At 60.5% G+C, this 12,785-nt stretch carries 14 protein-coding genes; 2 read left to right on the top strand and 12 right to left on the bottom strand.

Going from position 1 to position 12,785, the window contains the following annotated elements:
• Nucleotides 1-4: 4 nt before the first annotated feature.
• Complete coding sequence (locus J3474_RS22035) at nt 5-961, top strand: ThuA domain-containing protein (RefSeq protein ID WP_242528576.1); 957 nt, start codon at nt 5-7, stop codon at nt 959-961.
• 104 nt (nt 962-1,065) lie between these two features.
• On the opposite strand, the gene J3474_RS22030 is transcribed toward J3474_RS22035, so the two are convergent.
• Nucleotides 1,066-1,911 carry a nuclear transport factor 2 family protein gene (locus tag J3474_RS22030; RefSeq protein WP_242528575.1) on the bottom strand — a complete coding sequence of 282 codons (846 nt, stop codon included), beginning with the start codon at nt 1,909-1,911 and terminating at the stop codon, nt 1,066-1,068.
• Nucleotides 1,912-2,325, bottom strand: a complete 414-nt coding sequence (locus J3474_RS22025; protein WP_207095647.1) for a DoxX family protein — start codon at nt 2,323-2,325, stop codon at nt 1,912-1,914. It abuts the gene before it with no gap.
• A gap of 334 nt (nt 2,326-2,659) precedes the next feature.
• Here J3474_RS22025 and J3474_RS22020 point away from each other — a divergent pair, with 334 nt between their 5' ends.
• On the top strand, nt 2,660-3,322 hold the full coding sequence (locus tag J3474_RS22020) for a TetR/AcrR family transcriptional regulator (RefSeq protein ID WP_207095646.1): 663 nt from the start codon (nt 2,660-2,662) through the stop codon (nt 3,320-3,322).
• A 181-nt stretch (nt 3,323-3,503) separates the two neighbouring features.
• Here J3474_RS22020 and J3474_RS22015 read toward each other — a convergent pair whose 3' ends face one another.
• From J3474_RS22015 to J3474_RS21970, 10 genes are all read right to left on the bottom strand, one after another.
• A complete protein-coding gene (locus J3474_RS22015) occupies nt 3,504-4,202 on the bottom strand; it encodes a YoaK family protein (RefSeq protein WP_207095645.1) in 699 nt (232 codons plus the stop codon).
• 102 nt (nt 4,203-4,304) lie between these two features.
• Nucleotides 4,305-5,669, bottom strand: coding sequence for an alginate export family protein (locus tag J3474_RS22010; RefSeq protein ID WP_242528574.1), 1,365 nt, complete (start codon nt 5,667-5,669; stop codon nt 4,305-4,307).
• Nucleotides 5,662-6,090 (bottom strand): DoxX family protein, encoded by a 429-nt coding sequence (locus tag J3474_RS22005; RefSeq protein ID WP_207095644.1) that lies wholly within the window; start codon nt 6,088-6,090, stop codon nt 5,662-5,664. The genes J3474_RS22010 and J3474_RS22005 overlap by 8 nt, the downstream gene beginning before the upstream one ends.
• 3 nt (nt 6,091-6,093) lie before the next feature.
• On the bottom strand, nt 6,094-6,999 hold the full coding sequence (locus J3474_RS22000) for a VOC family protein (protein WP_207095643.1): 906 nt from the start codon (nt 6,997-6,999) through the stop codon (nt 6,094-6,096).
• Between the two features lie 92 nt (nt 7,000-7,091).
• Nucleotides 7,092-8,948, bottom strand: a complete 1,857-nt coding sequence (locus J3474_RS21995) for an amidohydrolase (RefSeq protein WP_207095642.1) — start codon at nt 8,946-8,948, stop codon at nt 7,092-7,094.
• A gap of 95 nt (nt 8,949-9,043) precedes the next feature.
• Nucleotides 9,044-9,298, bottom strand: a complete 255-nt coding sequence (locus J3474_RS21990) for a DUF1427 family protein (protein ID WP_207095641.1) — start codon at nt 9,296-9,298, stop codon at nt 9,044-9,046.
• A gap of 107 nt (nt 9,299-9,405) precedes the next feature.
• Entirely contained in the window at nt 9,406-10,242 is an 837-nt protein-coding gene (locus tag J3474_RS21985) for an alpha/beta fold hydrolase (protein ID WP_207095640.1), read from the bottom strand.
• A 106-nt stretch (nt 10,243-10,348) separates the two neighbouring features.
• The gene (locus J3474_RS21980; protein ID WP_013836857.1) at nt 10,349-11,020 is read right to left on the bottom strand and encodes a hydrolase; all 672 of its coding nucleotides are present in this window, start codon (nt 11,018-11,020) and stop codon (nt 10,349-10,351) included.
• A gap of 891 nt (nt 11,021-11,911) precedes the next feature.
• The gene (locus J3474_RS21975) at nt 11,912-12,214 is read right to left on the bottom strand and encodes a hypothetical protein (RefSeq protein ID WP_207095639.1); all 303 of its coding nucleotides are present in this window, start codon (nt 12,212-12,214) and stop codon (nt 11,912-11,914) included.
• A 39-nt stretch (nt 12,215-12,253) separates the two neighbouring features.
• On the bottom strand, nt 12,254-12,763 hold the full coding sequence (locus tag J3474_RS21970; RefSeq protein WP_242528573.1) for a TMEM175 family protein: 510 nt from the start codon (nt 12,761-12,763) through the stop codon (nt 12,254-12,256).
• Between the last annotated feature and the right edge of the window lie 22 nt (nt 12,764-12,785).

Raw genomic sequence — 12,785 nt, 5'->3', positions numbered from 1 at the left:
TCGAGTGAACCTTCTGAAAGGGGCAGCAACCGCCGCTATCATTGCGATGCTCGGTGTTCCGGCCATGGCACAAGTCATCGTCCATCCGCCTTATCGCCCCCCCGAGACCGTGCAGCGCGTCGCGATCCCGGTCGATCCGGCGGAAAAGCGGCTCAAGGTCCTGATCATCAGCGGGCAGAACAGCTATGAGCACGACTGGACCGGCGTTGACAACATGCTGCGCACACTGCTTCAGGACAGCGGCCGCTTCGACGTAAGGGTAACCGAGGATTTCGATCATGGCAGCCTTGCCTTGCTGAAGTCCTACGATGTCGTTCTCCTCAACTATTCCTCGCGATGGGTTTACGACGACAAGGAGGAGCATCGCTGGTCGCCCGAGGCTGAAAGGGCTCTCTTCGATTATGTGCGGCAGGGCGGCGGCCTGGTCGCCTATCACTCGTCATTCACATGGGGCTACAATTGGCCCGAGTACCGCGAACTGGTCGGCGCCGTCATGGAGCCGGGCACGAGCAGGCGATCTCCACCCGGGGCATTCCCGGTGCATATTGTCGACAGTCAGCATCCGATCACGGCAGGCATGCGCGAGTACGTCTGGACCTACAACGATGACATGTACACCAACATGAGCTTCGCACCCGGCGCCAAGATCCACATCCTGGCTACTGCGCACGATGCCGCGGCGAGTTACGACCCGAAGCTGGCTGGCCCAAAGTATCCGGCAAGTGCCTACACCAAGGAAAAGCTTGCAAAGATGGGGGGCATCGATGCCGATCATCCTCAAGTGTGGACGCAGGGCTACGGCAAAGGACGCGTCTTTTCGATCACCATCGGTCATGACGAAGTATCCCTGCATTTCGCCGGACTTCAGACACTGATCCTGCGCGGAACGGAATGGGCCGGAACTGGCAAGGTGACGCTTCCCGTGCCTGAAGATGCGGCGGACTATTCAACCACTCCGTAATACAGGGGCAATGTCGCATCCCACACGTGGGGGTTCCAATAAAGAGAGGCCCACCCTGCCACACAAGGCAAGGTGGGCCTTTTCCTCAAGCGCCCCTCGAACTCTTAGTACGCGAAGGTTTCGCTAAACGTGCGATAGGGTTCCGGAGGCCTCGCTTCCAATTTCTGCGCGGTGTCGGTGCGGTAGGTATTGTTGAGAACCGAGGCCGGGCCGTCAGGCTTGGGCATGAATACCGGCTTGCCATCATCACCCATGTACATGAGATCGAAATTGAACGGGTCGTCCTGGGCTGCTGCGGCAAAAGGGATCCAACCCATTCCATAGGGCGCTCGCGCGACCTCGAAACAATGGAAATGCCAGATCTTCCACTGGCCGTCCTGCTTTATGAAGTCGATGCCGTACTTGAGGTAGACGTTGTGCATCCAGACTTTCTTGCCGTCGACCATATCCTTTTCAAACATCCAGTCCGGCATGTTCTTGGCATGCTCAGGATCGGTCAAGCCGGACTCGAGGCCATTGACAATCCATAGGCCCTTGGCCGTCTGACCATCGCCGGCCACTTCGATGATTGGCGTCGTCACATAGTGGAACAATAGCTTCCCGATCGGAGACGGCCGGTCACGGTGGTAGGAGATGATACTGTCCCAATTGGTGTAAACACCAAGGTTCGAATACTGCGCCCGGATGTCAGGAGTGCCCTTCTTTGCCCACAGATCGACAATCTGATTGTCCTGGAAAGCGTTGTGCAGGTACATGTACCGGGAGAACAGGTTCTCCACAGCCGCCCGATCCGCATTGGCCTGCGCTGTCTTCTGCAATTGCGCGACCTGGGCTTCGAGAGCGGCAACCTGCCCTGGCTCGGTGCCTGCAGCCCATGCCATCTGGCCGGCAAGGCAGGTTGACGCGAGCATGCTGTACGCCCCGATCCGCCACATCACTTTCTGCAACATTCAAAATTCTCCCTCTTTGACAATTTTCATTCGCCTCGCGCCTAACAGCCCGAATACGCCAAGCAGTGCGAGCGAGAGGACACCGTTCTGCGGAAGAGCACCGAATTCTTCGTGAAGCGCATGAAAAAGCGCCGCGATCACTTGGTTGAGGACGAGCAATATGGCTGCCGCGCGGGCCACTCCCCGAGTGCGCACAGAAATCGCCCCGAGGAGAAGAATCGCGAACAGGATCTCACTAACGCCGACCACACGCCCAAGCCATTCAGGCAGCCAGATCGTCCATGCCCCGTATCGTCGCAAGTCCTCCAACGCTGTGAACGTCTTGTTCCAGCCAACGAAGATGAAGAACGCCGCGAGCGGCAATGCCAGGAGGGCTGCGATCAGGCGGCATACAAGCAGACGGTAGGACTTCATCGTTGGTTACAAGTCCCGTGCGCTGATTTCGAGTTGCCCCCCACTTCCAGAGGGGTTGCTTGCTCTTGCAGGCGACGTGGCGCGGACGTCACGTCCAATCCTTTGCGCATATGCATCCCGCCCCTCTCACACAGCAATTCTATAACTATGATTTTAGTTTCAACGCACTCGACCATTCCTGTCAATCGAAAAGCGCGTCGGCGCACGCATCCGATGGTTTGCGTCCCTTAAGATCGGCTTGATCAGCCCCAAAGCCGGCGACGCACAGCGAAAAACCGATCTTGGGGAACCAATATAAATTGACGTTATAGTTATAATATTGTTTGGTCGGTGCATGTCCGATCAAGCCGAAGTCGCAAAGCGCCCCAGAAAGACCACAAGCCGAACTCCACAGCAAAGCCGGAGCAAGGCGGCGCTTGAAAGAATGCTCGCTGCCGCACGCGCACTAATGCTGGAGCGCGGAAGCGAAGAGTTTACCCTGATGGATGTGGAAAAGCTCGGCAACGTCTCCATCGGTTCGATCTATCTGCGCTTCAATTCGAAGGAAAATCTGGTTCGCGCAGTCATTACCGACGCCCTGGCCCAGATCGAGGCAGCAGAAGATCTTCTGATGAACCAGTTGATGTCCAAAGCGACCAACCTTGGAGAATTCATTCCGCCATACACCGATGGGTTTGCCGAAATCCTGAAAGGCAATGCGCCGATACTGCGACTCAGCATGCAGAAGGCAGCCAATGATCCCTTGATTGCGGAATCCGGCCAGTCCGCGGCCCAACACTCAGTCATGCGATGGACGCAGGCGATCACGAATTTCTCCGATGAGATCGTGGGCCTGGCCGACATGAAGATCTTCGCGGCATACCAGATCATATATTCCGTCCTGGCACGCGGGCTGAACCTGTCCCCGAATGGTGGAGCCGAACAGCACTACCAGTGGGACATGCTCAAGCGTGAACTGGGCAAGATGGTCTTGGCCTATCTACACACGGACAACTGATCAACAGCCCCTGAATAGTCCCGTTTGCGAGGGACCTCGCCCTGTCGCATCTCGCTGGCAATCAACGGGCCCGTCCTGCAGGCCGTACTGACAGGACGATCACGGGATTTCTTGACCTGCAGCCCGGCGCATCTGCCATTTAGAGCAAGCACAACGCCTTGAGCTGCGAATACACTTGTTTTCACATTGCATGGGGCAAGGCGAAGCCCGGATCCCGCGCGAAGAGAAGCGTCGCGCCCAGCACGATACCCCCTGCCAGCAGTAGCGGAACGGCAAGGCCGACCTGAAGCAGAAGAAGAGCGCCCACGGCCGCTCCGGCGAAGATCGACAGTATTGCGCCAACACGGCGCTTGAGGTTTGGAGACCTTCCACCTGTCTGGTCGGCTGCGATACCGGTAATGGTAAGCGTCAGCACGGTAGTCGTCAGGTCTGGCACCTTGAGTGAACGAACCGTGGCGTTGCGCAGGCCCATCGCAAAGCCAGTCAGCGCTATTACCGAAAGCACGGCGATTTCGGGGGTCTGAGCCGCCACGTCGATCGTGGTCGAAATGGCAGCGGCGATCCACAATAGTGCTGCCTCAATTACTGCTGCCCAGAGCAGCCAACGGCGCAGCGGCAATGCGGCGTGCGCCCGCGCAAGATGGCCTGCGCACCAAGCGCCGACCATGAAGGCAAACAGTGCCATGACTGCGGGCAACACCTTGAAACCCGGCGTTCCCACCGCTGCAAAGCCGAGGAAGACGACGTTACCAGTCATGTTGGCCGTGAAGACCTTGCCAAGACCGAGCACCGAAGCGGCGTCCACGAGGCCAGTCGTGGCCGAAAGCAGCAGCAACAGGCGGGGTAGAGCGAATGACTTTATGTCGGATGGTGCAATCATATCAATCTCCGAGGCGAGGCTTTGCGAGTGGCGAGTGTCGCGGTCGTTCTTGCAGGCACCGGAAATAATAAAGTCGATCTTTCACAGCGCAGGATAAGTAAGTCAGAAACGTAAATTGCTTTCTAGGCCAAGCATATGGATGGTCTTCGCAGATCCTGTGGCGCGGATGAAGGCGCCCGGCGCAAAGGCCGAAATCGAAGCGGAAAGTTCAAGCTCGGCATTGGCCTGCCACGAGACTACGCCTTCGATAAGGGTACCGATGAAGCGCGCGCGGGTGCCGCCGGCGGCGCGAACCAGGTTCCCGGGAATATCGTAAATGCCGTCCGCCGTCGAATAGCGCCAATAGGCTACCCCTGCGAGGCTGGCGGAAACCTTTGAGGAAAGCCTGAGCCCAAGCGCGGAGTAGGCGTTGACGATATTGTAAGGGCCGACCGGAGAAAGTTCCCCGAAGTACTTTCCCTTGGGAAACATCGCGTTGAAAGTGCCCAGGCGGTCGTCGCTCCGATTGCCGTCACCGCTGATGGCGTTCACACGCAGGGTAAGGTCCGGCGAGAGCGGCGCCTCCGGAAAGGCGTGGCCGATTTCGGTGCCCACCGTCCATGCGGAGATGGGGCCGCCGGCGAAGCGACCGAACTGGTAAACGCCCTCGATATTCCAGTGCCAGTCGTCGCGACTGCCGTGAAAACGGGCGCCCAGGCTGTGGCGGGCCTCCGTGCCTTCACGGTTTCCCCAGCGGGCGGCATCGCTGCGATAGCCGAGGTAATAGAGGTCGAGGCCCGGCAACACGGCATAGGCGCCCCATAGCGACTTGTCGTGCGAGGTACGGTCGTTGATGTCGCCCTTTCGCGCCTGTACCGGCTTCACCGCCAGCAGGCTGACGGTGGCTGCTGCGCCCAGCCTTATGTTGGCGCGCAGGCCGTCGAAAGCAAGCGGCACGTTGGGGCCATAGCGCGTACCGATCAGGCGCTCGGTGCCCAGCGAGAGCATCTGCCGTCCGCCGCGCAAGATGACCGGGCCGAACTCGGCCTCGACAAAGCCCTGCAGCAGGTCGATGCCCGTCTGGTCGATTGGCCCCGGTGTGGGGGCGACGCTGGCCGAAGTCGAGGCGATGGGTTGCACGAAAGCGCGCAGCTTGCCAACGTGGAGATCGGCATAAGGCAGGGCGCGAAACCAGACATAGCTATCGCCGGGTGCTTCGGCATCGCCCCACAGGTTGTTATCGAGGTTCTCGTGGCGCACCCGCAGTTCGATTCCGGTCGAGAGCCAGGCATCTTCGCCGATCGGGATGTACTTGAACTGCCCTGTCCAGTGCTGATCACGCACGTCGGAGGCCGCAAGGACGGACCAGTCTTCGTCGTAGCGGGTGATCGAAAGAGTTGGTGCCTGCCAGGCTTCGGTGGGCTCGGCATGTGCGGCCGCAGGCAGGAAGATCGCGGCAAGTAACACCAGCAGAAAAGACCTAGGCACTGCGCTGCGACCTGAATGCAAGGATTGCCACAAGCATGAATCCGCCGACGAGCCCCATGTGCTCGAAGAAGGCATTGGTGGCGCCGAAGCGCTCGGGTCCGGCGGGCATGGTCCAGAAGGCATTGGCGACAAGCGCGGCGAAGAAGGTGAACACCCCAAGCATGCCCGCCCCGAGCCAGACAAGGCGGTTCGTCAGGATCAGCAGCGTGCCGGTCAGTTCCAGCGCGATGGTGAGCGCCGCCCAGAGCGTGGGCGGGGTCAGGCCGAAATGAACTTGTTCCGCGACCGCGCCCTGCCAGTCGGTCAGCTTGGTGAGCCCGCCGACGAGGTAGGCGCCCACCAGCAAGAGGCGGGCGAGGAACCCCGTCGGCGCGAAATCCAGTACCGATGAAACGAATTTGGGCGTGTCAGTGCCGGACATGGCTCAGTTTACCCCGTTCGAGTTCACTTCGGCGGAGTGGATCTCGGCGATGTAACCACCAGGGAAGCGGACGATGGCGGACTGGCGCTTGCCGGTATCGAAGGGGGCGACAAGCGTCTCCACGCCCGCGGCCGAAGCCCTGGCGAGCGTCGCCGAAAGGTCGCTGACCGTGTAGCCGGTCATGTCGCGGCCATAGGGCCAGGGAAGTTGCCCGTCAGAGACGAAGACCACCATTTTGCCATAGCCGCTGGTGATCGCGACGCGGCGGATGGTCTTGCCGGGCTCGCCGATCTCTCCGCCATCGGCCGCCTTGTCGTCAGCGGTGACCTCGCCGTGGGAGTAACCGGTCCAGCTCTTGATAAAGCTGTCGGCAGCGTCCGCCGTCAGGTAGATGCGGTTCTCCGGCACGGTCTGGAGCGGGGTGTAGCTGGGCTTGGCGGTGTGCCAGTAAAGCTGCATGTTCACGCCGCCCGGCCACTGGATCACGGAATCGCGACCGATCGGATCGGGAAACGTTGCCAGCCGTCGTACCGCGCCGTGGCTCCGTGCCGATTTTACGGCAGCGTCGATGTCGGTCACCAGATAGCCGGTGCGCTCATCGCCGAAGGGATAGGGGATCGGCGTCTTGAAGCCGAAGACCGATACGGTGCCCGCTGGCGTCAACACCAGTTGCGACTTGGTGAGGCTCTTGGTCGGCGTCACCTGAAATTCGCCCTGCTTGCTGGTGTTGCCGCCGAACGTGGCGACGAAGCTGGTGACGAACGTGTCGAATTGGTCCTCCGGGACGTAGACGTGGGTGGTGTCATACTGCGGCCCCACCGAATAGTCGGCGGCTGGTGCAGCCACGGCAGGAACGGTAATCGGATTCGCAGCCAGCACGGCAGCGAGGAGGAAGGTAAAACGCTTCATTGAAGGTCTCCTTGGGGGGAATCTTAACGTTGTTTCGGCCTGGTCCTGCTCCCGGTTGCCGAGGCCTCGCTGCGCGGAAGGGCCTTGCGGGATCACACCGCCCAGCAGCCGCAGCCCAGCGATCCCCAGAAGGTCTGGACATCGGCGGCGGGCACGTTTGCGCCGAGCGCGGCGGCATGGTCGTGGCCGTGGACACCGCAGGCGCTGACACACCCGCAGGCAGAGGCCAGCTTCTGCTTGGCTTCGGGCGTCTGGTAATAGCCGCCGAAGGTAGCGACCGGCGACCAGTCGGGCATCGGACGGGGCAATTCGGGGGCGAGCGGGCGATAGTCGCCCTCGCCATGCACAACCTTTCCGCCCAGCACGGTCAGCACCGAGCGGATGTGGACGATGTCGTGCTCGGGCACTGCGAAGTAGTCGTCCGACAGTAGCGCGAGGTCGGCCAGTTGACCCGCCTTGATCTGGCCCTTCTTGCCCACTTCGTTCGAAAACCAGGTGTTCTCGTGCGTCCACATGGCCAGCGCCTTCTCGCGGCTGACGCGATTGGCGCTCGGGTAGAGGCGCATGCCGCCAACGGTGCGGCCAGAGACCAGCCACGAGAGCGAGACCCACGGGTTATAGCTGGCGACGCGGGTGGCGTCGGTCCCCGCGCCCACCGGAATGCCGGCAGAAAGCATCCTGGAGATCGGCGGCGTGCGTTCGGCGGCCTTGTTCCCATATCGCTCGACAAAGTATTCGCCCTGATAGGCCATGCGGTGCTGCACGGCGATGCCACCCCCTAACGCGGCGATGCGGTCGATATTGCGGTCGCTAATCGTCTCGGCGTGGTCGAAGAACCAGTTGATTCCCTCGAGCGGGATGTCGCGGTTGACCTTTTCGTAGACGTCGAGCGCGCGGCCGATCGTCTCGTCATAGGTGGCGTGAAGGCGCCAGGGCCAGCGGTGCTCGGCGAGCAGGCGGATGACGGGTTCCAGATCGCCTTCCATGCTTGGCGGCATGTCGGGGCGCTCGACGCGGAAATCCTCGAAGTCGGCAGCGGAATAGACCAGCATCTCGCCCGCGCCGTTGTGGCGGTAGGTGTCGTCGCCCTGTCCGGGGCTGACCTGCGAGACCCAGCCGGAAAAGTCTGCCAGTTCCTCTTTCGGCTTCTGTGTGAAAAGGTTGTAGCTGATGCGCACGGTCAACTGGTCTTCGGCGTGGAGCTTCTCGATGATCGCGTAATCGTCGGGATAGTTCTGGAAGCCGCCGCCCGCATCGATCACCCCGGTCACGCCCAGTGCGTTGACCTCGCGCATGAAGTGGCGGGTGGAGTTGAGCTGATAGTCCTGCGGCAGCTTGGGGCCCTTGGCCAGCGTCGAATAGAGGATCGTCGCGTTGGGCTGGGCAAGCAGCAGGCCGGTGGGATTGCCCGCGGCATCGCGTACGATCTCCCCGCCCGGCGGGTTCGGCGTGTCCTTGTTATAGCCTACGACCCGCAGCGCGGCGGCGTTCAGCAGCGCGCGGTCGTAGAGATGGAGGATGAAGACCGGGGTATCGGGCGCGACGGCGTTCAGTTCCTCGATCGTCGGCAGGCGCTTTTCGGCGAACTGGTTTTCGGTGAAACCGCCGACGACGCGCACCCATTGCGGGGCAGGCGTGTTGTCGACCTGCTGCTTCAGCATCGCCATCGCTTCGGAAAGCGATGTCACCCCGTCCCAGCGCAGCTCCATGTTGAAGTTCAGGCCGCCGCGAATGATGTGCATGTGGCTGTCGATCAGCCCGGGGATCAGGCGGCGGCCCTTGGCGTCGATCACGGTGGCGCCGGGGGCGGCAGCCTCGCGCGCTTCCTGTTCGCTGCCCACCGCGAGGAATTTACCGTTGCGGATCGCCACGGCTTCGGCCACGGGGTTTTCGCGATCCAGGGTGGAAACCTTCGCGTTGACGATGATTGTGTCGGTGGGGTGGGCCATGCGAATTTCGTCCTTGCTTCGACCCGTTCGGGCCGCGAGGGTTGTAGGCAGAAGCGACGCAGCAGCGGCTCCCAGTAATGTGTGGCGGCGGGTTATCATGCCTCGCGCTTGTCTGTGTCGTCGCCCGGCAGCCGACCGAGTACGTGTTCGCGACAATCGGTCATGACGAATTCCGCTACGTCTTTCTTTGTCATGATCCGGCTCGCCAATGGAATGATCTGCTCGCCGAGCAGGATGCCCAGCAGTCCCAAAAGGGCGATCATCGGTGGCGCAGGCGAACGCACGCCAAGGAGACTGTAGACGACGCCAACCAGCAACCCGGCGGCGATGGAGAGAAGGTAGGCTTTCATGTGTGGTCTCCTGGGCGTGCGTTCTTCGCTCCGGGTGTCCCTTGTTACCGGCAAGCGCGCACAGGGGTCCGCAAATGCCGGGAAAAGCCGGAGGGAAGACGTTCGGATCAGGCCTTTACGAAGGCGAGCAGATCGGGATTGATGGTCTCGGCGTTCACGGTGAGCATGCCGTGCGAGAAGCCCTCGTAGATCTTGAGCGAAGCGTTCGGCAGGATTTCAGCCTGCAGTACGCCAGCGTTCCTGTAAGGCACGACCTGATCGTCATCGCCGTGGAGGACGAGAGTAGGAACAGTGATCGCCTTGAGGTCGTCTGTCTGGTCGGTTTCCGAGAAGGCCTTGATACCGTCGTAATGCGCCTTGGCGCTGCCCATCATGCCCTGGCGCCACCAGTTGTCGATCACCGCTTCCTGCACGTTCGCGCCTTCGCGGTTGAAGCCGTAGAACGGACCTGATGCGACATCGCGGAAGAACTGCGCCCGGTTGGCGGCAAGCCCGGCGCGAAGGCCGTCGAACACGTCTATCGGAAGACCGCCGGGATAGCGATCAGTCTTGAGCATGATCGGGGGCACGGCGCTGACCAGCACGGCCTTGGCAACGCGGCCCTGGGGGATGCCATGGCGCGCGACATAAGCTGCCACTTCGCCGCCGCCGGTCGAATGGCCGATATGGACCGCGTTGCGCAAGTCCAGGTGCTCCATCACGGCTGCGGCGTCGGCGGCGTAGTGGTCCATGTCATGGCCTTCGCTGACCTGCGTGGAGCGGCCATGTCCACGGCGGTCATGGGCAACGACCCGGAAGCCCTTGGAAAGAAAGTAGAGCATTTGCGTGTCCCAGTCATCCGAAGAGAGTGGCCAGCCGTGGTGAAATACGATCGGCTGGGCATCTTTCGGGCCCCAGTCCTTGTAGAAGATCTGGGTGCCGTCCTTGGTGGTGACATAAGCCATGATGCTGATCCTTTGGTGCGAGGGAGAGAGTGCTTGGCTGGAAGTGAATGGGCGGGGACCGACGGCCAGCGGCAAGGGGGCTTGGCCCGCCGGTCCCGAAATGACCTCAGTGCGCGCCTTCGGAAGCGCCGAACATGGTCTTGGCATACTTGATGCCAAGGCCGTAGGCGCCGCCCCATTTGGCTGCGATGCCCGTCGTGCTGTCGTAAGTTTCGGTCCGGGCCCAGTCGCGCTGCAGTTCGAGCACGTACTGAAGCGAGGTCATCGGTACGGCACCGAGCTGGATCATGCGTTCCACAGCCCGTTCATGCGCCTCGGGCGAGATGTCACCGCAGGCATCGGTGATGACATAGGCTTCGAAGCCCTGATCGATGGCCGAGGCGACGGGTCCGACGATGCAGACAGACGTCCACAAGCCGGCGAATACGAGGCGCTTCTTGGCCAGACGGTTGATCTCGGCGATGACAGCTTCGTCTTCCCAGGTGTTCATGCTCGTGCGGTCGAGCATCGCCTGGCCGGCAAAGGCTTCGGTGATTTCGTCGAACATCGGGCCCGAGAAGCTCTTCTCTGCAACCGTGGTGAGAATGGTAGGCACGTCGAACGACCTGGCACCGTTTGCGATCAGCGCGGCATTGTTGCGAAGCAGCTCAGGCGCGATCGACTTGCTGGCGAATGCCATCTGCGACTGGAAGTCGATCAGGACGAGCGCATGGTTCTGAGGCGAGATGAGAGACTTGCCTGGCGTGGCAGTAGCGGTCGGGATTGCAGTTGAGGTCATGGGTCAGGTCCTGTCGTTGCGTGGTGAGAAAAGGGTTAGACGGAAGCAGAATTTCGAAAAATTCACATAAATCGGTCCATTTTGTTCTACTAAATAGAACAAAACCATTTCAGTGCAGGAGGACAAAAACAGCGGTATTTTTGGAGACGGGGGCTCCCGGGGGCAGCAACGCATCCGGTGCTTCCTTATAGAACACTTGTGCCCACATCGGAAATGATCTCCGATAGGCTCGCAAGACCAAGGCACAGCCGCGCATGAATACTGGCAGTAAAGCCGGACGAAGAGCCAGTACTCCTGAAAAATGGCAGCAAACCGGCGCTCATCAGCATTCACGGGTTCCCGCCGCGGTCAACTTCGCACGCGGGCGAAGGGAATCGACGATCAGGGCGAGCGCCGCTATCGTGGAAATTGTGTCGAGGGGGGCCGCCCCCTCCCGACCCGAGTCGGGACAGGGTCTGCAAGACGAGCAAGGCGCGCGTGGATTCGATCTGCCGGTCGAGGAATGACTGCATATGCGAGCCGAGGACCGACAGTCCGCGGCCCAGGGAGAGAACGATCTGCTTGTCTGGCGCAGCGATATTTGGGAAAGAGGTCATTCCAGCTCTCCAAGGGCCGAAAGCGTTCGGGCCTGCTGTAATGACAATGACGCACTGCGCGCCGAAACGTGAGTGAACGCTTGTGAAGAATTGTTAAGAGGCTTCTGCGCCAGTTAAATTCCGGGAAGCCCCGCGAACCAGCGAAGAAGCGTGTCAACCCGGCCAATCCCGCTGCCGCGGCCTGCTGCGATGGCCGCCGAATGCTCCAGACCGTTACATCCGGTATCGACCACGCTCAAAGCCCCTGACTTATGACGGGGCGAACACGGCGTGTTTCAGGCAATCTACAATTGCATCAGCTATAATGAGGAGTGAATCCCGGCACTTCGGTCTTCACGACTGCATTGAACCTTATATCGGTAGTGTTGTTTTCTCGTATTTTCCGGATAGAGGCATCGGAAAACGACGAGATCCCGAAATTCTCCCGGATATGATCGGAAATGGTCGAGGTGGTGAGCAATGCCGTGCCGCAATCCACGGCTAAAAAAGGGCCAGTTTTGCCGATGGCTGCCCTGCGCGACGCAAACGCCGGCACGGCAATGCGATTACCTAAGGCCCTCCTCGAAGCACATTCAACCGCAGGAAAAACTGAAGACACGCAATGCCACGGAGCACCGTCAATACCGGTCCCCTCCTCCTATTGCCGCCCCTCGACGACCGCCCTTTCCATCCGCCTGTCAGGCACAAACCACAGGAGCGCGAGCGCAATGAAGAATGCCATGCCGACCCAAGGCCGAAAACTCACGGCAAAAGCAATGCCGAGGAAATAGAACAAGGGCGAAAGCCAACCCTTGGCGTCGCTTCCCACCGCCTGCGCGATACGGCTATCTTTACCCGCAATACTAATGAGCCGACCCTGGAAGATCTTGTAGGCTATTGCCGCAAGCAAGAGATTGAGGCCATAAAGTGTGACTGGCCAACGGTCGAAATGATTTTCCCCTATCCAGCCAGTAGTGAACGGCAGCAGCGACAGCCAGAACAACAAGTGAAGATTTGCCCAAAGCACGGCCCCGTCAACCTTCTCGGCCACCTGCATCAGATGATGATGGTTGTTCCAGTAGATACCGACATAAATGAAGCTCAGAACATAGCTGAGAAACACTGGCCACAATTCGGCGAGTGCAGCGAGATCGGCGCGATGCGGCACCTGTCAACGGCGGAGCAAAAGT

Source organism: Novosphingobium sp. PY1 (assembly GCF_017312445.1).
GTDB lineage: Bacteria > Pseudomonadota > Alphaproteobacteria > Sphingomonadales > Sphingomonadaceae > Novosphingobium.
Note: the sequence above shows the minus strand (reverse complement) of the source record. Positions and strands in the feature narration are given on the sequence as shown.